Source organism: Serratia ureilytica (assembly GCF_017309605.1).
In the GTDB taxonomy this organism is placed as follows: domain Bacteria; phylum Pseudomonadota; class Gammaproteobacteria; order Enterobacterales; family Enterobacteriaceae; genus Serratia; species Serratia ureilytica.
This window is the reverse complement of record NZ_CP071320.1, coordinates 920,348-946,324: the sequence shown is the minus strand read 5'-3', so window position 1 is coordinate 946,324 and position 25,977 is coordinate 920,348. Positions and strand designations below refer to the sequence as shown.

Sequence of the window (25,977 nt, the reverse complement as noted above, 5' to 3'; positions counted from 1 at the left end):
AATTACCTTCGTAATGCAAATGATAAGGGCCGGAAAATCCGGCCCTTGCGGGTCAATCTTTTCACGCCGTGCGCGTTTAGCGGGTGACCAGCAACGAACCGCCGCCGTTTGACTGATTGGCGCTGAACAGCTGGCCGCCGCCGTTGTTCTTCAGCACCCAGACGCGGCCATAGTGGTTGTAGTAGCCCGCCGAGTGGCCGGCTTCCGGCCCGATGCCCTGATACATGTCAAAATGCTGGCCCTTGATGGCGCCGCCCACGTCGAGCGCGACCATCAGACGCATCTCGTATTTTCCCGTGAATTTACCCTTGTTGTCCAGCAGCGGCACTTCGGCCAGCAGCGTGGTGCCTGCCGGGATCAGTGAACGGTCGGAGGCCACCGACGCTTTGGCGATCAGCGGCACCGCGCTGGCGCCTTTCACCGGCGCAAAAGCTTCCGGGCGGAAGAACACGAACGACGGGTTCTGCTCCAGCAGCTCGCGCACCTCTGCGGCGCTGTGGGTATCCGCCCACTGACGGATCGCCTGCATCGACATGTCCGCCTTGGCCACTTCACCGCGATCGATCAGCACTTTGCCGATGCTGCGGTAGGCGTGGCCGTTCTTGCCGCCGTAGCCGAAGAACACCAGCGGCTGACCGTTGCCGTAGTCGACGTAGCCGCTGCCCTGGACTTCCATCATGAAGTTGTCCATCAGCGAGTTGGTGTAAGCGATGATATAGCGATCGTCGAGCGCGCCAGAATAAATGCCCGCGCGATCCGGCAAGCGGCCCCTACCCTTCGGCGGCATGCGGTACAGCGGATAACGGAACTCGCCCTGTTGGGTATAGCGCGCCTGCACCACCGGCGTGTAGTAGCCGGTAAACTGCACGTTGCCGTAATTGTCGACGCCTTCCATCTGGTAAGCGCTGAGGCCGTACTGGCTCAGCATGCGCGTGTCGGCGCCGGACGCCATCCAGTTTTGCACCGCCTGATAGGTGCTGTTGTTGCGGTTAAACAGCGAAGGCGACGCGTACTTGATCTCCATCAGCTGATCCGAATAATCCTTGGCGTTGACCGGCGAACCTTTGGCGTTGGGCTGATTGACCAGCTCCAGCGATTGATCCAGACGGCCGTCCTTATATTGCTGACCCCGATCGGTCGGCTTGGACGAACAGCCCGCCAATACCGCCACCATCAACCCGCCCAGCAGGTATTTGCCCCAACGTCCTTTCATCGCGCACACTCTCAAACTGATATGATCTACCGGCTGAACGATAACAAACGCTCATTGATAAAGGAATCGCTGCAAATAAAAAAAGCCGCACGGAGGATGGTGATGAAAAAGAAGGCAAATTGCGGGCAAATTCAGCAGAAAAACGGGTTTAGGCCAATAAAATGCAAAAAGGGTTTGCAACAAAACGCATGGAGAGTATAGTGCGCATCCATCGGACGCGGGGTGGAGCAGCCTGGTAGCTCGTCGGGCTCATAACCCGAAGGTCGTCGGTTCAAATCCGGCCCCCGCAACCAACCGATGCCGCAGTGGCGGTATTTTGCGTTTGGGTTCGATAACAAAGTATTACACGGACGCGGGGTGGAGCAGCCTGGTAGCTCGTCGGGCTCATAACCCGAAGGTCGTCGGTTCAAATCCGGCCCCCGCAACCAACCGAATGCCGTACCAGCGGCATAACATGAACGGTGGTTTCGTCGTAATACCGCATCAAGACGGACGCGGGGTGGAGCAGCCTGGTAGCTCGTCGGGCTCATAACCCGAAGGTCGTCGGTTCAAATCCGGCCCCCGCAACCAACTCTTGATGACAACAGATAAGCACCCTGACGGGTGTTTTTTTGTATCTGCAATCCGCAAAAACAGCCGGACTTGCGCCCGGCCCTGCCGCTATCGGCTCGCTAACGCGCCGCCGTTGGCGAAATAAGCCTTGATGCCCGCCAGAATCGACTCCGCCACCTGCTGCTGGAAATGGCTGGTGCGCAGCTTGCGCTCCTCTTCAATATTGCTGATAAACGCCGTTTCCACCAGGATCGACGGGATATCCGGCGCCTTCAACACCGCAAAACCGGCCTGATCGACGCGATTCTTGTGCAACCGGTTGATTTTACCCATCCGGTTCAACACTTCCTTGCCGAACTTCAGGCTATCGTTGATGGTTGCGGTCTGGATCAAATCGAACATGGTGTGGTCGAGATAGCGATCGCCGCTCTTGCTGACGCCGCCGATTTGGTCCGAAGCGTTCTGCGTCTGCGCCAGGAACTTGGCCGCCGAGCTGGTGGCGCCTTTGGTGGACAACGCGAACACCGATGACCCGCGCGCGGCGCGGCTGGTGAAGGCGTCGGCGTGAATCGAAACGAACAAATCGGCGCGTTGCTTGCGCGCCTTGGCGACGCGCACCTTGAGCGGGATAAACACGTCTTCATTGCGCGTCATGAACACCTTCATGTTCGGCTCGCGCTTGATCATGGCGCTCAGCTTGCGGGCAATCTGCAGCACGATGTCTTTCTCGCGCGTCTTATACTTGCCGATCGCACCGGGATCTTCGCCCCCGTGGCCAGGATCCAGCATGATGACGATCGGCCGATCGCGCCCCGCCTTGCCGGCCTGCGGCGCTTCGGGCGGCAGCGTGCGCTCCAGATCGCCTTTGTTGTAATCTTCCAGTAACGCCAGTAGCGGATCATACTCCTCGCCGCCGCTGCCGCCCTTGGTCGGGTAGAGATCCATCACCAGACGGTTGCGATACTCCGGCACCGGCGCCAGCGAGAACATGTGCGGGCTGACGCTTTGCTTGAGCTCCAGCACCAGCCGCACGGTATTCTGATCGAACTGGCCGACGCGCGCCTGCTTGAGATAAGGATCGTCGGCGCGCACCTGCCCGGCGATGCCCTTCAGCACGCTGTTGAGATGCACGCCTTCGATATCCACCACCACGCGATCGGGATTGGTCAGGGCGAACTGCTTGTATTTCAGTTCGACGTTGGATTCCAGCGTGACGCGGGTATAAGTGGAGGACGGCCAGACGCGCACGGCAATCACGTGCGATGACGCGGCGAAGCCCGTGCGACTCACACTCAGCAACCAGCTGGCGGCAACGCCCTGTAATAAACGACGGCGGCCCAGATTGTGATTAGCGTTTGGCATGCGGCTCCGGCAGTAATAACTGTTTACAACAGATGAAAAAAACACCAATGACTTGGGAATGCCGAAAACTTTAACCAATCATTCCAGCCCTGTCATCAGAAAATCTTTTTATGGTTTTTCAATTTATTAACGATTTAGCGCCCTTAGCTCGCTCTTCATGACGATTTCCCACTTGCCATTGGCGCAATAAAAGAATAAAAATACAAAAATATCGTATAAATATGCAAAGAGGTTTGCCCGTGAAGGAACGTAGTACAGAGCTGGTGCAAGGATTCCGTCACTCCGTCCCCTATATCAACGCCCACCGCGGCAAGACGTTTGTCATCATGCTCGGTGGGGAAGCCATCGAACACGAGAATTTTTCCAACATCGTCAATGATATCGGGCTGCTGCATAGCCTGGGCATTCGCCTGGTGGTGGTTTACGGCGCACGGCCGCAGATCGACGCCAATCTGGCGCAGCACAACTATGAACCGATCTACCACAAGCATACGCGCGTGACCGACGCCCATACGCTTGAGTTGGTCAAGCAGGCGGCCGGTTTATTGCAGCTGGACATCACCGCCCGGCTGTCGATGAGCCTCAACAACACGCCGCTGCAGGGCGCGCACATTAACGTGGTCAGCGGCAACTTCATCATCGCGCAGCCGCTGGGCGTCGATGACGGCATCGACTACTGCCACAGCGGCCGCATTCGCCGCATCGATGAAGAAGCGATCCATCGTCAGCTCGACAGCAACGCCATCGTGCTGATCGGCCCGGTCGCCGTCTCGGTGACCGGCGAGAGCTTCAACCTGACTTCGGAGGAAGTCGCGACTCAGCTGGCGATCAAACTGAAAGCGGAAAAAATGATCGGTTTCTGCTCCTCGCAGGGCGTGACCGACGCGGAAGGCAACATCCTTTCCGAGCTGTTCCCCAACGACGCGCAAAAGCGTCTTGAAGAGCTGGAGGAAGGCGGTGATTACCATTCCGGCACCGTGCGCTTCCTGCGCGGCGCGGTGAAAGGCTGCCGCAGCGGCGTGCGCCGCAGCCACCTGATCAGCTATCAGGAGGACGGCGCGCTGGTGCAAGAACTGTTCTCACGCGACGGCATCGGCACCCAAATCGTGATGGAAAGCGCCGAACAGGTGCGCCGGGCGACGATCAACGACATCGGCGGTATTCTGGAGCTCATCCGGCCGCTCGAACAGCAGGGTATTCTGGTGCGCCGTTCGCGTGAACAGCTGGAGATGGAGATCGACAAGTTCACCATTATCGAACGCGATAACCTGACCATCGCCTGCGCGGCGCTGTACCCGTTCCCGGAGGAAAAAATCGGCGAGATGGCCTGCGTGGCGGTGCATCCCGATTACCGCAGCTCTTCGCGCGGCGAGATGCTGCTGCAGCGGGTAGAAAATCAGGCGCGGCAGATGGGATTGAAGAAGCTGTTCGTGCTGACCACCCGCAGCATCCACTGGTTTCAGGAGCGTGGTTTCACCCCGGCGGAGGTCGACGTGCTGCCGATGCAGAAACAGGCGTTGTACAACTACCAACGCCGCTCCAAAATTCTGCTGGCGGATCTGTAATCCCTGTGGGCGCGGCCGCTACCGCGCCCCTTCATCGCTTATTCCGTCGTCTGCAGCCGTTCAGCCAATCCGCTGCGACGCTGGGTCGGCGTGCGAATGGCCCGCAGCAGCACCGCGTCCGTGGCGTACAGCGAGAGCTGCTGACGCGCACGGGTGATCGCGGTATAGACCAGCTCACGCGTCAGCACCGGCAGGAAATGGTTCGGCAACACCAGAACCGTATGCTCAAACTCCGATCCCTGGGACTTGTGCACCGTCATGGCGTAAGCGGTTTCATGCGCCGGCAAACGGCTCGGCTGCACCGACTTGATGCTGCCGTCCGGCAGTTGGAAATGCACGCGCAGCTCGCCGCGCTCATCCGGCAGAGTAATGCCGATATCCCCATTGAATAACCCCAGCGCGCTGTCGTTGCGGCCGATCATCACCGGCCGCCCCCGATACCAGCGGCCGAGCACACCCGGTTTGCGGTCGATCAGGCCGGCGCGCTGCAGCCCGAGTTCAATACGTTCATTCAGGCCGGCGACGCCGAACGGCCCTTCACGCAGCGCGCACAGCACCTGGAAGCGGCTAAAGGCGGCCAGCACCGCCGCCGCATCCGCGCCTTCGGCAGTCAGCCGCAGATAGTCGCGATAGCCCGCCACGCACGCGTCCAGCAGCGCCTGATACTCTTCGCTCGTCGCCAGCGCATAGCCCGCGACATCGCCGAAACGGCCGTTTAATGCCGCCAGCGCACCATCCCCCGCACCGGCGTTGACCGCCAACGCCAGTTGACCGATGCCGGAACGGGCGTCGAAGCGATAGCTCTTGCGCAACAGGCACAGGCTGTCGCGCACCGCCGCTTGCGCGTCGGCCCGCTGTCCTTCGATCGAACAACCGGTCAGGCGGCTCAGCTCTGCGGCGCGCGCCTCGCTGTATCCCTGCTCGGCAAAACGGCAAATATCCCCCAACACCGCGCCGGCCTCCACCGAGGCCAGCTGATCGCGGTCGCCGAGGAAAATCACCCGGGCCCGATCGGGCAACGCCGCAATCAGGCGCGCCATCATCGGCAGATCGACCATCGAGGCCTCATCCACCACCAACACATCCAAATGCAGACGGTTACCGCGGTGATAGCGCATGCGCTGACTGTTGGGTTGCGCCCCCAACAGACGGTGTAACGTCGCCGCCTCCGTGGGGAACAACGCCTGCTGCGCCGGGGTCAACGCCAGCTGACGGCTGGCGCTGCCAAGCGACTCCGTCAGGCGCGCCGCCGCCTTGCCGGTTGGCGCCGCCAGCTGAATCCGCAAGCGCGCGCTTTCATCCAGCTGCACCAACGCCGCCAGCAGTTTAGCGACGGTGGTGGTTTTACCGGTGCCCGGTCCGCCGGAAATCACCGCGATGCGCCGCGTGGCAGCCACCGCAGCAGCGATCTTCTGCCAGTCGGGTTCATCGCTCGCCGCGCCGAACAAGCGGTCGAGAATGGCGCGCAACGCCTCCTCCGGCACCGTCAGCGATTCACCTTCACCGCCGATAAACGCCGCCACTTCACCTTCGTTTTGCCACATGCGTTGCAGATATAAGCGCTGCCCACGCAGCACCAGCGGCGTAGCGCCGCTGCCGTCCCCAACCGCCGCGCTGCTCGCCAGGCGCTGCTGCCAACGTGCGCTATCCGGTCGCCCGGCCGCCTCCCACAGCGCCAGCGCCAGCGCCGGTTGGCGCCCTTCAAACAGCGTGTCCGCCTGCAGCTGCTCCAGCATCAGGCAAACATGCCCCGCCCCCGCCTCAGCGCTCAGACAGGCGGCGGCCAGTAAAATATCAGGCTCGTCTTCGCTCGCCACCACGCGGGCGAACTGCACGTCCAGCGGGCGCAGCGCGCCAAGCGCCACCGCCTGCTCCAGCAGTGCGATCATGATTTTTCCTCCGTCGCCGCAGCTTCGCCGCTGAACAAGCTATCCATTCCCGCCACCAGCTCAAACGCGGGGAGACAGGTGTAAATGCCGTTGCCCGGGTGCGCCGCATCCACGCCGCGCAGGAACAGATAAATCACCCCGCCGAAATGGCGCCGGTAATCATAATCCGGCAACCGATGGCGCAAATAACGATGCAACGCCAGCGTATACAGCTGGTATTGCAGATCATAACGATGCTCCGCCATCGCCTGCTCCATCGCCGGCCGGGTATAGGCGCTGCTGTCCTCCCCCAGCCAGTTGGACTTGTAGTCCAGCAGGTAGTATTTGCCTTGCCAGCAGAACACCAGGTCGATAAAGCCTTTCAGCATGCCCTGCACCTGATGGAAATCCAGCGCCGGGCAGCGGGCGGAAAGCGGATCGTAACGCTTCACCAGAGCATCGAGCTCCTTCGCCTGCAACAGCCGGTTAATCGGTAAATAGAACTGCAGCTCTGCCTGCTTATGCTGCGGCGTCAGCGCCGCCAACGTCACGCCGCTGTCATCGAGCGGCGTATTGAGCAGCACCTGCATCCACGCCAGCAGTATCGGTTGCCAGTGTTCGGCAAACCCTTGCTGCTGCAGCTGTTCCAGCAGCCACTGTTCGTCGAGCGGCTGGGTGAAGTCCAGCGTTTCAAACAGGCTGTGCAGGAAGGTGCCGGGCGTTGCGCCGCGCGGGAAGGTATGCGGTGTAAGCGCTGGCTCACTTTCTTCCCCGCGCTCACCGGCCGCGTCGACATCCAGACGCGGCAGCAGATCCTGCATCAGGCTCGCGCCGTGCTGTTGCAAACCGGTATAGCTGGTCACCCGCCAAAAATCCTGGATCCGCCGGGTAAAGCTTTTCGCCGCCAACGCTTCGGCCAGCGACGCCTGGGGTTGCCAGGGTTCTGCATCCGGCGGTTCAACCAGCGACAGCGCGATACCGCCACCCACCAATTGCTGCAGCCGCTCCTGCAGATACACGGCGTCGCCGGGCTGCCCGCCCTGCACCAGATAGCCCAATGCGCTGCGGTGCAGGTCGGTATCGCCCTGTTTCTTGCGCGTGCCCTGGAACAGCGGCGCAATGCCGATACTGCAGTGGTACACCGAGCGGGTCAGCGCCACATACAGCAGACGCAGATCCTCCGCCAACCGCTCCTCCTCCGCCCAGGCCTGGCTCTCTTCATTGGCGTCGAGGTCCAGCAACGCCTGGAAACTGTGGCGATCGTGATACAGCGCCTGCTGCTGCTGGCGGAAGTTGCCGACGAACGGCAGCCACACCAGATCGAACTCCAGCCCCTTGGACTTGTGGATCGTGATCACCTGCACCAGATGCCGGTCGCTCTCCAGCCGCAGTTGCTGATTGTCGGACTGGCGATTAGGCTGAGCGATCTGCTGCGCCAGCCAGCGCACCAGCGCATGCTCGCTGTCGAGCTGCGCCGCCGCTTCTTGCAACAGCTCCCCCAGATGCAGCACGTCGGTCAAGCGACGCTCGCCGCCGGCGCTGGCCAGCAGGTTCTCCGCCAATTGGCGCGTTTTCATCACCTCGCTCAGCATCGGCAACACGCCGCGGCGCAGCCAGAGCGTGCGGTAATTGTCGAATTCATTAACCAGCGCGTCCCAGGCGCGCTCATCGCGGCTCAGGCCGTCCAGCGTCGGCGCGTCCAGCCCCATCAGCCCGGTGGCCATGGCGCTGCGCAGCGTGCGCTCCTGCTCCGGCGCCAACACCGCCTGCAGCAACCACAGTAGGTCTTTGGCCTCCGGGGTGTCAAACACGCTGTCGCGGTTGGACAGGTAGACCGACGGAATAGACAGCGCGCTGAGCGCATCGCGCACCAACGCCGCCTCGTTGCGGCTGCGCACCAGCACCGTGATATCAGAGGCTTGCACCGGCCGTGACGCCTTGCCGCTCTGCAGCCGCGCCAGGCCCTGCTGCCCGGCGCTGAGCCAGTCGCGAATTTGCGTGGCGCACAGGCGCGCCATTAGCTGTTGGTAATCACTTACACCCGCGCCTTCCCCCTGCTGCAGCCAGAATTGCATCGCCGGCTGCGGCTTGCCGTGCAATTCAAACGCCAGCCCTTGGTTCTTTTCCGCCGCGTTAACCTCAATAAAGGGGATTTGGCCGAACAGGAAAGGTTTTTCTACCTGAGAAAACAGGTGATTGACGCTGGCGACCATCGACGGCGACGAGCGCCAGTTGGTCTCCAGCGTATAGTGGGCGCTCACCTCTGAACGCGCGCGCATGTAGGTAAAGATGTCGGCGCCGCGAAAGGCGTAAATCGCCTGCTTGGGATCGCCGATCAGCAGCAGGCCGCAATCAGGCCGGCCGACGTAAAGTTTTTGGAAAATACGGTATTGCTGCGGATCGGTATCCTGGAATTCATCGATCATCGCCACCGGATAGCGCTGGCGGATCGCCTGCGCCAACTGTTCGCCGCCGCCGCTTTGCAGGGCGCTGTCCAAACGGCTGAGCAGGTCGTCAAACCCCAGCTCGGCGCGCTGGCGCTTTTCCTGCTGAATGGAGGTGCGGATCTCGCTGAGCGCGCGCGCCATGATCAGGTCGCGCAACGTCAAGGGTTCATCGAACAGTTCGTCTATCGCCGTGAACAGCGCATGACGCGGCGGCTCGCCCTTCTTGGTCTTCTCCAGCAGCACCGACTGGCGAAACTTGTCCAGCTCCTTCGGCAGTTGGTAATCCTGGGTCTCCTGCCCGCTCCATTCGCCGACCTTGTTCAACCAGTTCGGCAGGTGTTTGCTGCTGTAGCTGCGCTTATCGACGCCGGACTGGGCGATTAACGCCTCAAGATCGCCCGCCGCCGCCCGCCATTGCGCCTTGATGGCGTCGATGCGCGCGACAATCTGCTCGTGGCGCATCAGAACGGTTTCTTCGTCCTTCGGCGGCCGCCGCAGCGCCGGCGCTTCACCGTGCAGATAACCGGAAAGGTCGGCCAGCAACGCTTCCGGGCCGCTCCACTCCTGGCTGATCGCACGCGCCACGCCCAGCGGCAACGGATAGCAATGACGGCGCCAGAAATCGGCGCAGGCCTGCCGCCGCAGCGGCAGTTCGTCCTGCACCAGCGTTTGTTCAAACAGCATGCCGGACTCGAAGGCGTTGTGGGTCAACATCCGTTGGCAAAAGCCGTGGATAGTGTAAATCGCCGCTTCGTCCATCTGCCGCTCCGCCGCCAGCAGCTGCGCAGCGGCGTCAGACAAATCGTCAATTTCTTCCATCAGCGCCGAAAACAGCGGGTTAGCGCTGATGCCGCGCACGCAGGCGATGCGCAGCCCGTGGATATTGTCACGGATACGCCCGCGCAGCTCCTCGGTGGCGGCCTCGGTAAAGGTCACCACCAGGATTTCTTCGACCGTCAACGGGCGGGGAAACGCCGCTTCCCCCCCCAATCCCAGCAGCAAGCGCAGATACAGCGCGCCGATGGTAAAAGTTTTGCCGGTGCCCGCCGACGCCTCGATCAGGCGTTCGCCAAACAGCGGCAGCGTCAGCGGCTCTAGCCTCTGCGGGGCGACTTCCGTCATGGCGTCGCCACTTTGCGCGGCAGGATCTGCTGCAATGCCGACGCGTTCGGATAGGTGACCCAATCCTTAGGCGCCGCGTAATCCGCTTTGTCTTGCCCGCTGCCGCTGACCTGCGACAGCACCGCCAGCCCCTGCGGCTGGATCACCGCCTGGTGGAAATAATCCGCCAGTTTGGTCGGCGTCAGCTGTTGCACCTGCGCGATCAGCTTCTGGCGAGTATCAAAGGCGAAGTTGCCGCGATCGAAATCATTGGCGAACCGGCTGGCCTCCTCGCTGAGGGTTTGCGGCCGCTGTTTGAGTTCGTTGATCAGCGCCTGTTTGTACTGTTCAAAATCGGCCTCGCTCATTTCACGCAGGCGTTTCTCGGTTTTCGGATAGAAATCCTGATAGCGCTGGTACAGGTAGGCCGGCTGTTTGCTGTTGCTCTGCAACAGGAAGCCTACGCCCCACTGGCGGCCCACCGACATCGGGAAGGCAAAGACCGCATACCCCAATTGTTCCTGAGTGCGCAGCTGGCTGTAGAACCACGGCTGAATAATCTGCCCCAACAGCGAGCTGTAGGCCATGCCGGTCACTTCGTCGTAACCGGTCGGTACATAGACCGCCGCCAGCGCCGAGTCGGTGCTGCTGCCTACCTGTTGCAGGTTGGCCAGCTGATTCTTGTCCACCACCACGTCTTCGCCGTGCCACCACTCAATACCGGTACAGCCCAGACGGTGCTTCAGCGTCGACGCCAGCGTATCGACCTGTTGCTTGCTCATGTTGCCCACCACCAGCAGCTCCGGCGTGGCCTCGGCCAGCAGGCTGTCGCGATACGCCAGCACGTCTTTCAGCGTCAGCGTTTTCAGCACTTCGCGGCGCTCGCTGCGTTCGGAATACGGCACGCGGGAAACCATCTGCACCGGCTGAATGGCCAGTTCAAACGCCTTGCCCTTCTCGGCGGCGTCCAACTGCTCCAGGTACCAGGACTTGGCCTGCGCCAGCTGATCTTCCGTCGGCGTGAAGCTGGAATAGCCCTCGATCAGCGCCGTCAGCAACTGCGGCAAGCGCTGGGTAAAGCCGTTGGCGTTAAACATCAGGCCGTTGTTCGGCGACGTCGAGAAACTCAAACCGCCGACCGAAGCCTGATAGCTCAGCTGATCCAGCGCCAGGCCGGCCAGATAATCCGTCAGCGAGAACAGCACCTGGTTGCGCGCGGAATCCATGGTCTTGGCGTTGCGGAAAGCGACGGTGACGTCGGCCTTCGGCTCATCGGCGAAGTAACGGCTCGGCATATACAGCACGCGCAGGCCGGGCTTATCCACCACCATTTCCGGCTTTTTGAATTCATGCGACGGTTTGGTCAGGGTGAAATCATCCGGAATGTACGGGTTGAGCGCCGGCAATGACAGGGAAATGCCGCTGCCCAACTGCTGCCACTGCGTAAAGCGCTGTGGCGTGATTTTGTCGACCTGGTAAGGCGCATTGACGAAATAGGCCGTCTTGTTGTGCGGCTCATCGGGGCTGACGAACCAGATGCGCGCATTTTGCGGCGTCATGGCGTCCAGACGTTCAGCGATCGCCTTAGGATCATAGCGGTCGGCCAGGTAAGGCGCGTCCAGCGCATGCTCAACCGGCACGCGCAGCATAGTGTCCACCAGCCATTCGATGTAGTCCATGTCGCGCGTGATCGACGGATAGCGGAAGTCCAGGTTCAGAACATGCGAGATTTCGTCGAAGTAGCTCTGCTTGATGCCTTCGCTGCGCAGCATTTTCAGGTAGTTGAAAATGGCGGCGACGACTTGGTCGCGCTGGGCCAAGCCTTTGTCAGTCAGCGAGACACTGATGGCGAAGACGCCGCCGTTGCGATCCACCATCGGATCGGCGCCGGCATTGATGGCGTCCGCCAATCCCTGCTTCTGCAACCAGTCGGACAGGGTATTTTTACTGCGGTTGCCGATCAGGTAACCGATGTAGGTATCGGTTTTGCTGCGAAACGCGGCGCTGTTGTTATCGATACGGAACTCAACCTTCAGCTGCTTGCGCGGCTGCGCCGGCACATAGTGAATGATGATGCCCTGCTGCTCCGGCGTGACGGCCGGTACGGTGATCGGCGGCACGCTGGCGTCATGATTCGGCACGCGGCCAAAGGTTTTTGCGGCAATGTCAGCCAGCTGCGGCAGCGGCTGATTGCCGTACAGCACCCCCATCATCAGATTGGCGGAGTAGTAGCGCTTATAGAACCCCGTCAGCTCATCGTGCAACTTGCTGCCCGGCTTGTCTTTCAGCGTGTCCAGATTACCGCCGGAGAAGCGCGCGCTCGGGTGCGCCGGGTTGAGGGTTTCCGCACCGACCTGCGCCATACGCATGCCGTCGCGCGAACGCGCCATCGTCAATTCTGCATTCACCGCGTTGCGCTCGCGATCGGCATTGCCCGGATCCAGCAACGGCTCCGCAATGGCGTCGGCCATGCGATCGACCGCCGGCTCCAGCGCGTCATTCTCCACTTCCAGATAGAAGGCGGTGCGATAAGAAGCCGTGCTGGCGTTGTGGCTGCCGCCGTGCTTTTTCAGGAATTCGGACAGGTTTTCCGGCTCGGGATAACGTTTGGAGCCCATCAGCACCATATGTTCCAGATAGTGCGCCAAGCCCAGTTGGCTGTTCGGATCTTCGAGCGACCCGACCGGCAATGCCAGCGCCGCCAGCGATTTCGGCGCCTGGACATCGGACACCAGCAGCACCGTCATGCCGTTAGCCAACTTGATCGCCTCGTACTGACGCGGATCGTGCTCGCTCTTATTGATCTTCTCCGCCAGCGGTTGCCATCCTTGTGCGGCCCAGCTCAACGGCGCCCAACACATAGCCAATAATACCAGCCCGGTGACGCGGGCCAACTGTCTGCGCATATCCAAAATAAACCCCTATTCTGACATCGCCACGCCCACTCCCTGACGCTGGCGACGTACATCAAAACCACATAACCAAATCTGTACTCGCCGGGTTCTTCGCCAATGTGGCGCCCCAAAACGCGGCGGGTATATGCCTGTACGTTATGTAAGACCGGGAATTACCCCAATGGTTGAATATAACCTTCGTTATTTTTACCACCTCCCGCCGCACAGCACCACCGGGGGATTGTTACCCCAGGTTATGACACGCCACCGGCAGCAGATAACGCTCTGTTTCGGCCAGTATTTGCGCCAGGTAGTCATTGTCCAATTGGCGGAACACTCGCTGAACATAGGGATCTTCCCCTTCTCCGGGAATGCGCTGATCGCCCTGCCAAGCCTGCAGCAATTTGGCGCGAGCCTTTGTTTGCGCTTCTTCTTCCCAGTCGATTTGCTGCGTTTCCGGCTGATAGCACTGACTCAGCCACGCCCAGCCGCTCTTGTTCAGCAACAGCAGCGGCTGACACAGACCGCGCTGATAGCCCGCCAGCAGTTCCGCCAGCTGCGCCTGCGCCTCTTCAGGCGCAAGCGCGGCAAAGCGCCAGGCGGAGTTCTTGCGACCGTACATGCGGCTCTCGCCGGTGCCGCCGGCGCAGCAGTACACCAGGTGCTCCAGCCACAGCAATATGCCGTCCACCGCCGACAACGTGGCGGGCCGCCAGCGCAACAGGCCGTCATCCTGCACCTGATGCAGCCAGCCGCTGAGACGTACGCCGGCGATATCGATATCCAATTCCAGGCTGTGGCTCTGCGCGCGTTCCGCACGCACCTGCTCGGCCAGTTCGCTCATCTCTTCCTGCTGCTTTTGCCAATAGATCTCGCCGAAGGCGCCATAGGGCAACCCCCCGGCGGCGCGCACCCGTTGGAACAACCGTTCGGGATCGTCGCCGTCAATCAGGGTATTCAGCAGTTGGCTGTTGAACTGGTAGCGGCTGAGGTTATCCAGCGTGAAGGGCTCTTCGTCCGGCAGCTCGGTCTCTTCCAGGATAAAGCTGACGCCCAACCGCAGCTGGAAGAAGGCGCGAATAGGATGGCGGTAAAACCGCAGCAGCTCATCCAACGATATTTGCTGCAGCGTTTCGGCGGGCAGCAGCTGGTTGAAGGCCGGGTGCGCCGCCCCGCGCCCGTCGGCGGCGGGCAGCCACTCGGCGGCATAGCTTTGCGCTTCCGAGCCCGGCAAGAAATTCTCGGCGGCGAACGGCATGCGCGCATGCCACTTCAGCAAATGCTCGCCCACTCGCCGGGCGCTGTCGTCTGCGGTGCACGCCTCGTCTCCCGGCAGGCAATAGCTTTGCTCCAGATACTCCAGCAGCTCGGTAACCAGCACCGAAGGATAGCGCGGGCTGTTGTCCTGAATGGAACGGCCAATGAAGCTGATATACAGCCGTTGTTGCGCGGACAGAATCGCCTCCAGGAACAGATAGCGGTCGTCATCGCGCCGGCTGCGGTCGCCGCGCTTGACCTGCTGCGCCATCAGATCAAAACCCAATGGCGGCAACGTGCGCGGATACACGCCGTCGTTCATGCCCAGCAGGCACACCACCTTGAACGGAATCGAGCGCATCGGCATCAGCGTACAGAAGTTGATTTGCCCGGCGAGGAAGCGCTGGCTGATGCGCTCCTGATCGAGGCGCGCCGCCAAATCGTCGCGCAGAATCGTCAAGGGCACGTCATCCGGATAGCGCGCCGCCAGGCCAAAATTGATGGCCTGTTGCCACTGCTGCTCGATCAATGCCAGCACCACTTCGGTATCGCTATCCGCTTCGAAGAAGGCATCCAGCAGCTGTCGGCACAGCGGTAGCCATGCCTCGAGCGAGCGCGCTTCGCTCAAGACTTGCCGCCAATGGCTCAATTGGGCCAGCAGATCCGCCAACTGCCCCGCCAGTTCGGCGACCAACCCGCTCGACTCGTCGTAAGGCAAAATGCCCTGCCAATCGCCGGCGTTGCTGTCCATCGCGTAACCGAGCAGCATGCGCGTAATGCCGAATCGCCAGGTGTGCTGGCCCGTGGCGGGCAGATCCAGTTCTCGCACGTTATCGTCGTCCAGCCCCCAGCGCACGCCGGATTCACCGACCCAGTGACGCAACAGGCGCAGCCCCTCTTCGCCAATGGCGAAACGGGCGGCCAGGGCCGGCACTTCCAACAGCGCCAGCACCTGTTCCGACGTAAAGCGGCTTTGCGGCAGATCGAGCAGGGAGATGAACGCCTGCAAAGCCGGATGCGCCTGTCGCGCTTTACGGTCAGAAATGGCGAACGGCAGGTAGCGCTCGGCGGGAGCATTGCCGAACACGGCCTGAATATAAGGCGTATAGCTGTCGATATCCGCCACCATCACGATGATGTCGCGCGACGTCAACGCGGGATCCTGCGCGAGCATGGTCAGCAGTTGATCGTGCAGCACCTCCACTTCCCGCTGTGGGCTGTGGCAGGCGTGCAGGCTGAGGGAACGATCTTGCGGATCGAGCCTGCGCTTGCTGAAACTGCTTTCCAGCGTTTCCGCCGTGATGCCGATCACCGCGTGATCTTCCAGCTCCAGCATATCGCGTTGAACGGCGTGCAGCATGGTATCCGCCGGGATATCGACAAAGGCGTCGACCTCTTGCGCCCCTTCCATCTGCGACAGCAAATAGAGGTGATCGCGCCCGAGCTTGCCCCAGGAGGCCAGCAGCGGGTTACTGAGCTGCTGCTGCCCTTCAGCGTCAAACAGACGCGCCGCGTCAGCCGGTTCGCGAAACAGCCCTTGCTCGCGCGCCTGATGATAGTGACGGCGCTTGCGGCTCTGCAAGCGGGCCAGGAAAGCGTAATCCTGAATGTCGCCCCAGTAATAACGACAAGGGTTGGTGAACATCAGGTGGATATCGATATGCCGCCCCAGCGCCTGCAGCGCCTCCAGATAGACCGGCGGCAACGCCGAGATGCCGCAGATAAACACCCGCGGCGGCAAACCGGGCGGACACGTTGTTGCCTGCTCCAGCGCGTGGATAAAGCGGCTGTACAGATTGGCGCGGTGCCATTCCGGCTGCCCCAATTCGCGCGTGTACTCCACCAGCCGCGCCCAGAGCGGCGCCTGCCACTGCTGAGCCTCGGGCAGACCGTCGATGCGTTCGCCGCGCTGCCAGCTCTCCAGCCACTGCGGGCGATAAACCAAATACTGGTCGAAAAGGTCGGCAACCCGGCCGGCCAATTGGTGGATTTTGCGCTTGTCGCCGTCATCGGTGAGATAGTGCTGCAGTGGCGCGAACGCCGGCTGGGTCAGCATCTCCGGCAGCAGCCACATCAGCTTCCAGGTCATGGCGTCCTTGCTGAAGGCGCTCTCTTTCGGGATATCCGGCAACACTCGGGTGAACATGTCCCAAATGAAGGTCGCCGGCAGCGGAAACGCGACATTGGCGGCGATGCCGAACTGCTCCGCCAGCTGCATTTGCAGCCATTGCGCCATACCGGGGCTCTGAACCAGCACCACTTCCTGTTGAAAAGGATCGGCCAACGGATCTCTGGCTATCAGCGCGCTGGTCAGCGTTTTCAATAAATCCAGCTGATTGGAATGATAAACCGTGAACATGATGGCTCCTTTAAAACAAGATACGTACCGGCTCAAAAACGGGTGCAATACCAGCGGCTCAGCGTCGCCCACTGCCGTTGCGGAGTTTGTACTCTGACCGTCAATCGGCGGCAATCCGCATCCGCGCCGTCGAACGCCGTCTCGCGTCGCCAGCCTTCCGGCAGCGGTTCGGCATCGAGCCGACCGGTGACGGCGAATGCCTCCAACTGCTGATGCGCCATCACCCAGGCTTGCCGGTAGTGCCACTGGCGCTGGAACGACTGCAACAGCACCTGATGATACTGTAACAAGCCCAGCAGCGACACCGAGAACAACAATGCCGCCACCAACACTTCCGGCAGGCTGAAGCCGTTGCGGGATAACCGCCCTGCGCGAGCGTTAACCCTCACAGTCGGCCGGCCTTTTCTCGGGGCAAAAATCCAGCCGGCCGCCCGGCTGCGCTTGCACCCTGCCGACCGATTCCGCACCGTCAAACGCGCCCCATTGATACAGCCAAAGCGGCTCACCGCCCCGTCACGACGCCCGCTCTGGCAGACAGCCGGGCGCAGGCCGTCAGTTCCGCGCGCTGCCTGCATAACCAGGACGCCGCACTCAGCTCGGCGCGCGGCCAACGCTGGAGCATGCCCCAACTCAGCGCCGAAGCGGCCTGATTGTAAGCCTGGAGGTAGCGCTGCTGATCGGCGGCCAGTAACAGCGCGTTATCCAATTGCCGGTGCTGGGCATTGAGCAACATCAACCCCAACGCCAACAGCAACATTACCGCCGCCAAAGTACTGCCGCCTCGCTGGCTCCACCGGTTCATGGCAACGCCGCCATTTCGACGTTCCCGCTCAGGCTGCGCCTGATACGCGCATCGCCGACAGAGCGCCCCGCCAGAGTCAAACGGGCCAGCGCACCGCCATGCTCCCCGCGCTCTATCGCCACATGAAACCGCTCAATCTGCACTTCGTCACGATCGAGCAGCCGCTCCCAGCCGCCGCCGTCGCATTGGCTTACGCCGCGCTGCCCTTCCAAGCCGCCATTGCGCAGCCGATAACCGAAATAACCTGCATCCTCGCCCGAGGTGAGCCATTGCCCGCTGCGGGTGATGTCGTAAGCGACGATAACGCAGCTGCCCGCCGCTTCTCCCGCCGCCTGGCCGATCAGCAGCGGGCGGCCGGCGCACTGCCCGGCACAGAAACCGGCGCGGCGCAGGTCCTTCTCGATGCCGAACGCCAGTTGCCGCAGCGTTGACTCCAGCCGAAAATGCTGGCCGACGGCCACGTTTTGCTGGCGCAACAGCGGGTAGGTTTTCGCGGCGCCGAGCGCGATCACGCTGCCGAACACCAGCGCCAACATCACCTCCGGCAAGGTAAAACCGCGTTCGACAGTCAGCATGGCGCGATCCCCCTTATCCGGAGCCCTTCGCTGCACAAACGCAGCCGCCCTCGGGTGGACAGCACCAGCCGCAGGCCGCCTGCCTCGTTGCTGAGCAGGATGTGCCCCGCCTGCGCGGTATTGCGCAAACCGTAAAACCCGATCTCTTTGTCGGTGTAGCCGCTCAAAACGACGTCGCGGTAAGACGGTGAGAAAACGGAACCCTCGGCGGAAGCGCAATCCGGCGGCGGCACACCGCCGCCCAGGCACCAGGGCGTGCCGTTCTTGAACCACAGCAGCGTCGTGCGGTTGCGCCAGTTGGCGTCCGCCTGCAGTCGCAGTAAAAACGCCAGCAGCTGCTGGGCAGTATGTTCCAGGCGCAACGTTTGCTGATGGTGGCGCCATTGACCGACGCCCCAGCCGGTGAGCATGCCGGCGATCAGGAGCGCCGCCAACAGCTCAATCAGCGTCATGCCACGCTGGCGGTCATCGATGTTCGAGAGCGTATTTTCTTTCATGCGGCCAGTTTAAGGGCCGTAACAAGGCGGTAAAGCCGCATGCGCAAGCCTTGCGGCAAGCTGCGCAATGTTTTCCCTATAGCGACAAGTGGCGACAATAAAATGCGGCGCGGCGCGCAATGCGGATAAAAAAAGGGGCGCAATCGCTGCGCCCCTGGTGTGATGCGGTTAAGGTCAGATCGCGACCGGCGCCTTGATGGCCGGGTGCGGATCGTAACCTTCGATCTCGAAGTCTTCGAAACGGTAATCGAACAGCGAAGCCGGCTTGCGTTTGATCACCAGCTTCGGCAACGGACGGGGTTCACGCGTCAGCTGCAGCTTCGTCTGTTCCATATGATTGCTGTACAGATGGGTATCGCCACCGGTCCAGACGAAGTCGCCAACGTCCAAATCGCACTGCTGCGCCATCATATGCACCAACAGCGCGTAGCTGGCGATGTTGAACGGCAGGCCGAGGAACACGTCGCAGGAACGCTGGTACAGCTGGCAAGAGAGCTTGCCGTCCGCCACGTAGAACTGGAAGAACGCGTGGCACGGCGCCAGCGCCATCTGGTCCAGCTCACCGACGTTCCAGGCGGAAACGATGATGCGGCGCGAATCCGGATCTTGTTTCAGTTGCTGGAGTACGTTGCTCAGCTGATCGATCTGACGACCGTCCGCCGCCCCCCAGGCTCGCCACTGCTTGCCGTACACCGGGCCGAGATCGCCGTTTTCATCGGCCCACTCGTCCCAAATGGTGACCTTGTTGTCACGCAGATAGGCGATGTTGGTATCGCCGTTCAGGAACCACAACAGCTCATGAATGATCGAACGCAGATGACATTTCTTGGTGGTCACCAACGGGAAGCCTTCCTGCAAATTGAAACGCATCTGGTGGCCGAAAATCGACAACGTGCCAGTGCCGGTACGGTCGGCTTTAGGAGTGCCCTCGGCGAGCACCTTGTTCATCAAATCCAGATACTGTTTCATTTGTCCCTCACGACAGTTGTTGCTGCGGGCGACGACGGTACGCCCAAATCATCATAATAACACCGGCCACCACCATCGGGATGGACAGGATCTGCCCCATGCTGATCACGCCGTCGAACAGGCCAAGCTGGGCATCCGGCTGGCGGAACGCTTCAACGATGATGCGGAATGCGCCATAACCGATCAGGAACAGGCCCGATACGGCACCCATCGGCCGCGGCTTGCGGATGAACAGGTTCAGAATGATAAACAGCACCACGCCTTCAAGCAGCAGTTCATACAGCTGGGACGGGTGACGCGGCAGCACGCCATACTGATTCAGCAGCGGCAGCAGAGAAGGATCGGCGGCGGCGAGCGCCACGTCTTCGCTGCGCGAGCTTGGGAACAGCATCGCCCAAGGGGTGTCGGTGGCCACGCGGCCCCACAGTTCACCGTTGATGAAGTTGCCGAGGCGGCCGGCGCCCAAACCGAACGGGATCAATGGCGCGATAAAATCGGAAACCTGGAAGAAGGTGCGTTTGGTGCGGCGAGCGAACCAGAACATCACCAGAATCACCCCCATCAATCCGCCGTGGAACGACATGCCGCCATCCCAGACTTTAAACAGATATAGCGGATTATCCAGGAACAACGGCAGGTTGTAGAACAGCACATAGCCCACGCGGCCGCCGACGAATACGCCCAGGAAACCGGCGTAGAGCAGGTTTTCCACTTCGTCTTTGGTCCAGCCGCTGCCCGGCTTGTTGGCGCGGCGCACCGCCAGCCACATGGCAAAAACGAAGCCGACCAGATACATCAGGCCGTACCAATGCAAAGAAACCGGGCCAATGGAGAAAATGACCGGATCAAATTTAGGAAACGCCAGATAGCTATTGCTCATCTATCACCACAACATGTCTGTTATTTTTCCCCATGCGGGGGCGGCAGGTGCCAAACGTCGGCGCAGGTTGTCACACGCCTTTCAAACGGCAGCGTTGGCCACTGCGGTTTGCAAGACGACGAACATGCGTCGCGCTGAGGTTGCGCATCATAACATAGGCTTAGCGCGGTCCGGGCCGGCAGCGCGGGAAAAGTTCTGTAAAAAAATCACATCGCGCGGCGATTATCTGCCGCCGCGAATCAACCCGCCCATGCCGCGTCGCTCCATAAACGCCGCCACCAAATGGCGCACTTCCGTGGTCATTTGGGTGTTCAACACTCGGTGCGCCAACACTTCGGCGTCGGCAAGATCGATATGCCGCAGCAGGTATTTGATGCGCGCCACGCTGCGTCCGTTCATGCTCAGATTGCGATAGCCCATGCCTACCAGCAACAGCGCGCCCATCGGATCGCCGGCCAGTTCACCGCACAGGCTAAGCTGCAGCCCGGCCGCTTTCCCCTGTTCGGCGATCAGCTTCAGCACCTGCAGCATCGCGGGATGCAGGCTGTCGTACAGCGAGGCTACCCGCGTGTTGTTGCGATCCACCGCCAGCAGGTACTGGGTCAAATCGTTGGTGCCTACCGAGATGAAGTCGACGCGCCCGGCCAAATGCGGGATCAGGAAAATCATCGACGGCACTTCCAGCATCACGCCGATTTTCGGTTTCGGGATCGCGTAGCCAAGCACCTCTTCCACCTCGCGCCCGGCGCGGTCAATCAAGCGCTTGGCCTCATCGACCTCTTCCAGGCTGGTGACCATCGGCAGCAAAATGCCCAGGTTGCCGGTGCCGGCATTGGCGCGCAGCATGGCGCGCACCTGTATCAAAAAAATCTCCGGCTGGTCCAGAGTGATGCGAATGCCGCGCCAGCCCAGGCAGGGATTTTCTTCGCTGATCGGCATGTAGGGCAGTTGCTTGTCGGCGCCGATGTCCAGCGTGCGCAGCGTGACCGGTTTGTTGGGGTAAAGCTGCAGCATGCCTTGATACTGCGCGACCTGTTCTTCTTCAGAAGGGAAACCGCTTTGCAACATGAACGGAATTTCAGTGCGGTACAACCCCACGCCGTCCACCCGGCCGCCCAACAGCTGTTCATGTTCCGGGCTGAGGCCAGCGTTCAACATCACCTGAACGCGTTCGCCGCTTTTCAACTGCGCCGGCTGTTCGACGTCGTCTTCCGCCAGCTTGCTCAGTTCCTGTTCTTCGCTGATCAGCCGTTGGTATTCCTGCACCAGCACCGGCTCAGGATCGACCAGCAGTTCGCCGCGATACCCATCAACGATCAGCAGCCGCTGGCTGAGCAGAGAAGGCTGGATGTCGGCGCCCATCACCGTCGGCACCCCCATCGCCCGCACCAAAATCGCCGCATGCGAGTTGGCGGCGCCGTCGCGCACGACCACGCCGACCAGGCGATCCTGCGGCACTTCGGCCAGCAATGTCGCGGTCAGTTCATCCGCCACCAGCACAAAACGCGCCGGCCACTGGGTGGCGCCCTGAGTGGTGTCGTCGAGGTGGAACAGCAGGCGCTGACCCAGCGCGCGCAGATCGCTGCCGCGCTCGCGCATATAGGTGTCCTGCAGTTTGGCGAACTGTTCGGCAAAGGCTTCTATCACCTGCTTCACCGCCCATTCCGCCACCGAGCCGTTGTCAATTTCGGCGAACAATTCGCGCTTGAGGCGGGCGTCGTTTAGCAGGTGAGAATAAAGATCGAAGATCGCCGCGCTCTCTTTTTGCGAGCTGGCGGCAAAACGCTTGCTGAAGCGGCGAAATTCCGCGCCGGCCTCTTCCAACGCCAACGTCAGGCGCTCGCGCTCGCTGGCGGTGTCCAGCGTCGACGCGCGGTAAACCTGATCGAGCGAAGGCTGGCTGCTGTCCTGCCACCCTTCCGCCACCGCTACGCCGGGCGAGGCCGCCAGCGCGCGCACGCGCGTTTGGCGATACTGGCCGAAAATGGCATTAAGCTGCGACTGTGAAAGGATCCCGGCCATCTGCGTGGCCAGGGTGACCATGAACGACTCTTCGCTTTCGTCGAACTGGCGCAGCTCGCGCTGCTGCACCACCAACACCCCCAACAGCTGGCGCCGGTGAATGATCGGTACCCCGAGGAAGGATCGGAAACGATCCTCTTTGACCTGCGGAACGTACTTGAAGCTGGGATGGCTTTGGGCATCGGCCAGGTTGATGGGTTCGGCCCGGCGGCCGACCAACCCGACGACACCTTCGTCAAACGCCAATGCGATAGTGCGCCCGCGCGGCTTTTTCAGCCCGCGCGTGGCCATCAAGTAGTAACAGCGGCGATCGTTGTCCGCCAGGTAAATGGAGCACACTTCGGTGTCCATCGCCAGACAGGTTTCATTGACCAGCAGATCCAGCGCATCCGTCAGACTGGCCGCCGCGGCCACCTTCTCTACAATTTCTCGCAAGCGCGTGAGCATAGTCGGCTTAACTTAACCTCTCTTTCGGCGATAAGCGGGGGCCTGCCGCGGCGCCGCCTGCTCTTGCATCGGCATCACGGTCACGGCGAATTCTTTCATCACCCGGCGGTAGACGTCGCGTTTAAACGACACCACCTGGCGCACCGGATACCAGAAGCTCACCCAGCGCCAACCGTCGAACTCCGGTGTGCTGCTGCGCTGCATGTTGATATCAGCGTCATTGCACAGTAGCTGCAACAAAAACCATTTTTGCTTTTGGCCGATACAAACCGGCTTTGTGTCCCAACGCACCAAACGTTTCGGCAATTTATAGCGCAACCAGTTGCGGGTCGAAGCCAGGATGCGCACATCCTTTTTACTCAGCCCCACTTCTTCGAACAGCTCACGGTACATCGCCTGCTCCGCAGTTTCGCCAGGGTTAATCCCACCTTGGGGAAACTGCCAGGAGTGCTGACCGTAACGGCGGGCCCATAAGACCTGCCCCTGACGATTACAGATTACGATACCAACATTCGGGCGGTAGCCATCATCATCGATCACCGGACTACCTCGATAAGCTTAAATTCGCATAGATGCCCTGATTGTTTCACACAAGCTACAGGCGGTAAACCACTGCTTTACGGCGCTGCGGGCCGGATAACATTGGGATAACTCACAGATATAGGCAAAGTTATAAACATGCATCGGCATTTCAGACCGGTTTTATTCACTTTTTCTGTGGATAGGTGTGTGTAGAACTCGAGGGATAAGCCGGTAAAACTCTCGTCCCCGAAAATCCCTCCTCACACCGAAAAAACAATATTACTCCTAAAAACATATAATTAACCAATATCCCACAGTTATGTACAGGGCAAAAATGTGATCTATGCACGGTAAGGATCTTACCCTGGCGAAAGATCCACCAACGCCGTTTTTATCCACAGATTATCCGGGCAAGTTACGCACAAAACGGACAAATTCGTAAAAAACCGCCCGAGTCAAGGCTGTAAATTGAACCAGTAATCGGTAAAAATTTGGGTTATCCCATAAATCTGTGGATAAATAGGTGTAAGATCCTGTTTATTGTCGGTGGCTTCAGGTGAACAAGCCTCGCGGGAGCATTGTCGCCCGCGCAAGGAAAGAAAAAAAGTCATGTAAAATCATGCTACTATTATTCTTTTCCCCAGGCGACTGGGGTTACCGTTTCCCGTGTATCTTTGCAGTACGTTTTTCAACCAAATTCGACAGGCTTGATTTATGGCGTTTTTATCCCCTCTGCCACCCCCGCCGGAAAATGAACGGCAGCTGTTCGAGCGCGCTCAGGCGCTGGCCGGCTTCAGTTTTGGCGAACTGGCCGCCCGCGCGCAGTTGCCGATCCCCAAGGATCTGAAACGCGATAAAGGCTGGGTGGGCATGCTGCTGGAGCTGTACCTCGGTGCCATGGCCGGCAGCAAACCGGAACAGGATTTTCCTGAGCTGGGCATTGAGCTGAAAACCATTCCTGTCGACGCCGCCGGCAAACCGCTGGAGACCACTTTCGTCTGCGTGGCCCCGCTCACCGGCAACAGCGGCGTCACCTGGGCCAGCAGCCACGTTCGCCACAAGCTGGCGCGCGTGTTGTGGATACCGGTAGAGGGCGAACGGCAAATCCCGCTGGCGCAGCGCCGCGTCGGTTCGCCGCTGCTGTGGAGCCCGAGCGCTGCAGAAGAAGAGATGCTGCGCCGCGATTGGGAAGAGCTGATGGATCTGATTGTGCTCGGTCACGTAGAACGCATCACCGCACGCCACGGCGAAGTGCTGCAACTGCGCCCCAAAGCGGCCAACAACAAGGCGCTCACCGAAGCCATCGGCGAACAGGGGCAACCTATCATGACGCTGCCGCGCGGTTTCTATCTGAAAAAGGGTTTTACCGGCGCGCTGCTGGCAAGACATTTCTCAATCTAAGCGATTTCGTTTAACTCTGGTTTAGCTAACCCTGTCAGCGCCACGATAAACGCGTATAATTCACGCTTTGCATTTATTAAGTATTAAGGTGTGTCGGGCAATGTTCGAATGGATTATGGATCCCAATGCCTGGTTAGCGTTAGGTACGCTAACCATTCTTGAGATCGTACTGGGTATTGATAACATCATTTTTCTGTCGCTGGTGGTGGCCAAGCTGCCCAAAGCGCAACAGAACAAAGCTCGCCGGCTCGGGCTGGCCGCCGCCATGATTATGCGTCTGGCGCTGCTGGCCTCCATCGCCTGGGTGATCCGCTTGACGCACCCGCTGTTCACCGTGCTGGATCACGCCATTTCCGCCCGCGATCTGATCCTGCTGCTCGGTGGATTGTTCCTGATCTGGAAAGCCAGCAAAGAGATCCACGAAACCATCGAAGGCACGGAAGAAGAGCACCACACCAAGGTGCACAGCTTCTTCGGCGCGATCGTACAGATCATGCTGTTGGATATCATCTTCAGTCTGGATTCGGTGATTACCGCCGTAGGCCTTTCCGATCACCTGTTCATCATGATGGCGGCGGTGGTGATTGCCGTCGGCGTGATGATGTTCGCCGCACGGCCGATCGGCGAGTTCGTCAATCGCCATCCGTCGGTGAAAATGCTGGCGCTGGCGTTCCTGATCCTGGTGGGCTTCACGCTGATGCTGGAAAGTTTCCAGGTGCACGTGCCGAAAGGCTACATCTACTTCGCCATGTTCTTCTCCATGTCGGTAGAGGCGCTCAATCTGATGCGCAGCAAGAAAAACCGTTCGCCGGAATAACCCTACGCGGAGGCCGCCATCGGCGGCTTCCGCCGTTTCGTTGCCCCCCTCATTTCAGTTTTTCTTATCAGATAAAGACTTATCTGAGACGCTCTCTGCCAAGAGTTTGCTAATCTTGAAAGAACATTGTTTTCTGCATAATCGAGGATCCGCAGGATGAAAAAGTGGGTAATGGCAGTGTCTGCGCTGGTTATGGCCGCCGGTTTGGCGGGATGTTCCAGCGACTACGTCATGGCGACCAAAGACGGCAACATGATCCTGACGCAAGGCAAACCGGAGATCGACACAGACACCGGGCTCATCAGTTATAAAGATGAGAAAGGCAATCACCGCCAGATCAACGGCGATCAGGTTTCCCAGGTTATCGAACGCTAATCACCGCACGCCGGCTATCGCCCGCTCGAGCGCGGTAGCCCTCATTCGTGTC

The 25,977-nt window shown here is 60.4% G+C and carries 17 protein-coding genes, 3 tRNA genes and 1 pseudogene; 7 read left to right on the top strand and 14 right to left on the bottom strand.

Going from position 1 to position 25,977, the window contains the following annotated elements; genetic code table 11:
* Positions 1-76: 76 nt before the first annotated feature.
* Entirely contained in the window at positions 77-1,213 is a 1,137-nt protein-coding gene (mltA, locus tag J0X03_RS04340) for a murein transglycosylase A (RefSeq protein ID WP_033644860.1), read from the bottom strand.
* A gap of 216 nt (positions 1,214-1,429) precedes the next feature.
* Between mltA and J0X03_RS04335 the strand changes: the two genes are divergently transcribed.
* The 3 genes from J0X03_RS04335 to J0X03_RS04325 all read left to right on the top strand — a co-directional run bounded on the left by J0X03_RS04335 (position 1,430) and on the right by J0X03_RS04325 (position 1,783).
* Positions 1,430-1,506 (top strand) — tRNA-Met (locus tag J0X03_RS04335).
* A gap of 58 nt (positions 1,507-1,564) precedes the next feature.
* A tRNA-Met gene (locus tag J0X03_RS04330) sits at positions 1,565-1,641 on the top strand.
* Positions 1,642-1,706: 65 nt separating this feature from the next.
* Positions 1,707-1,783: transfer RNA gene (locus J0X03_RS04325), tRNA-Met, on the top strand.
* 90 nt (positions 1,784-1,873) lie between these two features.
* Here the strand turns inward: J0X03_RS04325 and amiC are convergent.
* Complete coding sequence (gene amiC / locus J0X03_RS04320) at positions 1,874-3,127, bottom strand: N-acetylmuramoyl-L-alanine amidase AmiC (protein ID WP_033644859.1); 1,254 nt, start codon at positions 3,125-3,127, stop codon at positions 1,874-1,876.
* A 239-nt stretch (positions 3,128-3,366) separates the two neighbouring features.
* Here amiC and argA point away from each other — a divergent pair, with 239 nt between their 5' ends.
* Entirely contained in the window at positions 3,367-4,692 is a 1,326-nt protein-coding gene (argA, locus tag J0X03_RS04315; RefSeq protein ID WP_015378910.1) for an amino-acid N-acetyltransferase, read from the top strand.
* Positions 4,693-4,730: 38 nt separating this feature from the next.
* Here argA and recD read toward each other — a convergent pair whose 3' ends face one another.
* The 12 genes and pseudogenes from recD to rppH form a co-directional block, all read right to left on the bottom strand.
* Positions 4,731-6,581, bottom strand: a complete 1,851-nt coding sequence (gene recD / locus J0X03_RS04310; protein WP_160204532.1) for an exodeoxyribonuclease V subunit alpha — start codon at positions 6,579-6,581, stop codon at positions 4,731-4,733.
* Entirely contained in the window at positions 6,578-10,129 is a 3,552-nt protein-coding gene (gene recB, locus J0X03_RS04305; RefSeq protein WP_033644855.1) for an exodeoxyribonuclease V subunit beta, read from the bottom strand. Before recB ends, recD begins: the two co-directional genes overlap by 4 nt.
* On the bottom strand, positions 10,126-13,014 hold the full coding sequence (gene ptrA / locus J0X03_RS04300) for a pitrilysin (RefSeq protein WP_129993595.1): 2,889 nt from the start codon (positions 13,012-13,014) through the stop codon (positions 10,126-10,128). The genes recB and ptrA overlap by 4 nt, the downstream gene beginning before the upstream one ends.
* A gap of 232 nt (positions 13,015-13,246) precedes the next feature.
* Entirely contained in the window at positions 13,247-16,618 is a 3,372-nt protein-coding gene (recC, locus tag J0X03_RS04295; RefSeq protein ID WP_160204533.1) for an exodeoxyribonuclease V subunit gamma, read from the bottom strand.
* Between the two features lie 32 nt (positions 16,619-16,650).
* Entirely contained in the window at positions 16,651-17,007 is a 357-nt protein-coding gene (locus J0X03_RS04290; protein ID WP_015378915.1) for a prepilin-type N-terminal cleavage/methylation domain-containing protein, read from the bottom strand.
* Positions 16,997-17,420: pseudogene (locus J0X03_RS04285) on the bottom strand (YgdB family protein). Before J0X03_RS04285 ends, J0X03_RS04290 begins: the two are co-directional and overlap by 11 nt.
* Positions 17,417-17,995 (bottom strand): prepilin peptidase-dependent protein, encoded by a 579-nt coding sequence (locus J0X03_RS04280; RefSeq protein ID WP_047573881.1) that lies wholly within the window; start codon positions 17,993-17,995, stop codon positions 17,417-17,419. The pseudogene J0X03_RS04285 and the gene J0X03_RS04280 overlap by 4 nt, the downstream one beginning before the upstream one ends.
* Positions 17,989-18,492, bottom strand: a complete 504-nt coding sequence (locus J0X03_RS04275; RefSeq protein ID WP_160204534.1) for a prepilin peptidase-dependent protein — start codon at positions 18,490-18,492, stop codon at positions 17,989-17,991. The genes J0X03_RS04280 and J0X03_RS04275 overlap by 7 nt, the downstream gene beginning before the upstream one ends.
* A gap of 174 nt (positions 18,493-18,666) precedes the next feature.
* The gene (gene thyA, locus J0X03_RS04270) at positions 18,667-19,461 is read right to left on the bottom strand and encodes a thymidylate synthase (RefSeq protein ID WP_015378919.1); all 795 of its coding nucleotides are present in this window, start codon (positions 19,459-19,461) and stop codon (positions 18,667-18,669) included.
* A 7-nt stretch (positions 19,462-19,468) separates the two neighbouring features.
* On the bottom strand, positions 19,469-20,341 hold the full coding sequence (gene lgt / locus J0X03_RS04265; protein WP_160204535.1) for a prolipoprotein diacylglyceryl transferase: 873 nt from the start codon (positions 20,339-20,341) through the stop codon (positions 19,469-19,471).
* A gap of 222 nt (positions 20,342-20,563) precedes the next feature.
* Positions 20,564-22,810, bottom strand: a complete 2,247-nt coding sequence (ptsP, locus tag J0X03_RS04260; RefSeq protein WP_033644849.1) for a phosphoenolpyruvate--protein phosphotransferase — start codon at positions 22,808-22,810, stop codon at positions 20,564-20,566.
* Positions 22,811-22,822: 12 nt separating this feature from the next.
* The gene (rppH, locus tag J0X03_RS04255; RefSeq protein WP_004931849.1) at positions 22,823-23,350 is read right to left on the bottom strand and encodes an RNA pyrophosphohydrolase; all 528 of its coding nucleotides are present in this window, start codon (positions 23,348-23,350) and stop codon (positions 22,823-22,825) included.
* Between the two features lie 696 nt (positions 23,351-24,046).
* Here rppH and mutH point away from each other — a divergent pair.
* The 3 genes from mutH (at position 24,047) to J0X03_RS04240 (ending at position 25,925) form a co-directional block, all read left to right on the top strand.
* A complete protein-coding gene (gene mutH / locus J0X03_RS04250; RefSeq protein ID WP_033644848.1) occupies positions 24,047-24,733 on the top strand; it encodes a DNA mismatch repair endonuclease MutH in 687 nt (228 codons plus the stop codon).
* Between the two features lie 100 nt (positions 24,734-24,833).
* The gene (locus tag J0X03_RS04245) at positions 24,834-25,550 is read left to right on the top strand and encodes a TerC family protein (RefSeq protein ID WP_042785275.1); all 717 of its coding nucleotides are present in this window, start codon (positions 24,834-24,836) and stop codon (positions 25,548-25,550) included.
* Between the two features lie 156 nt (positions 25,551-25,706).
* The gene (locus tag J0X03_RS04240; RefSeq protein WP_016929923.1) at positions 25,707-25,925 is read left to right on the top strand and encodes a YgdI/YgdR family lipoprotein; all 219 of its coding nucleotides are present in this window, start codon (positions 25,707-25,709) and stop codon (positions 25,923-25,925) included.
* Positions 25,926-25,977 lie beyond the last annotated feature (52 nt).

Excerpts from the sequence above, each read along its gene's own strand:
- mltA (WP_033644860.1), bottom strand. The coding sequence starts at position 1,213 with ATGAAAGGACGTTGGGGCAAATACCTGCTGGGCGGGTTGATGGTGGCG.
- amiC (WP_033644859.1), bottom strand. The coding sequence starts at position 3,127 with ATGCCAAACGCTAATCACAATCTGGGCCGCCGTCGTTTATTACAGGGC.
- recD (WP_160204532.1), bottom strand. The coding sequence starts at position 6,581 with ATGATCGCACTGCTGGAGCAGGCGGTGGCGCTTGGCGCGCTGCGCCCG.
- recB (WP_033644855.1), bottom strand. The coding sequence starts at position 10,129 with ATGACGGAAGTCGCCCCGCAGAGGCTAGAGCCGCTGACGCTGCCGCTG.
- ptrA (WP_129993595.1), bottom strand. The coding sequence starts at position 13,014 with ATGCGCAGACAGTTGGCCCGCGTCACCGGGCTGGTATTATTGGCTATG.
- recC (WP_160204533.1), bottom strand. The coding sequence starts at position 16,618 with ATGTTCACGGTTTATCATTCCAATCAGCTGGATTTATTGAAAACGCTG.
- J0X03_RS04280 (WP_047573881.1), bottom strand. The coding sequence starts at position 17,995 with ATGCTGACTGTCGAACGCGGTTTTACCTTGCCGGAGGTGATGTTGGCG.
- J0X03_RS04275 (WP_160204534.1), bottom strand. The coding sequence starts at position 18,492 with ATGAAAGAAAATACGCTCTCGAACATCGATGACCGCCAGCGTGGCATG.
- thyA (WP_015378919.1), bottom strand. The coding sequence starts at position 19,461 with ATGAAACAGTATCTGGATTTGATGAACAAGGTGCTCGCCGAGGGCACT.
- lgt (WP_160204535.1), bottom strand. The coding sequence starts at position 20,341 with ATGAGCAATAGCTATCTGGCGTTTCCTAAATTTGATCCGGTCATTTTC.
- ptsP (WP_033644849.1), bottom strand. The coding sequence starts at position 22,810 with ATGCTCACGCGCTTGCGAGAAATTGTAGAGAAGGTGGCCGCGGCGGCC.
- mutH (WP_033644848.1), top strand. The coding sequence starts at position 24,047 with ATGGCGTTTTTATCCCCTCTGCCACCCCCGCCGGAAAATGAACGGCAG.
- J0X03_RS04245 (WP_042785275.1), top strand. The coding sequence starts at position 24,834 with ATGTTCGAATGGATTATGGATCCCAATGCCTGGTTAGCGTTAGGTACG.
- J0X03_RS04240 (WP_016929923.1), top strand. The coding sequence starts at position 25,707 with ATGAAAAAGTGGGTAATGGCAGTGTCTGCGCTGGTTATGGCCGCCGGT.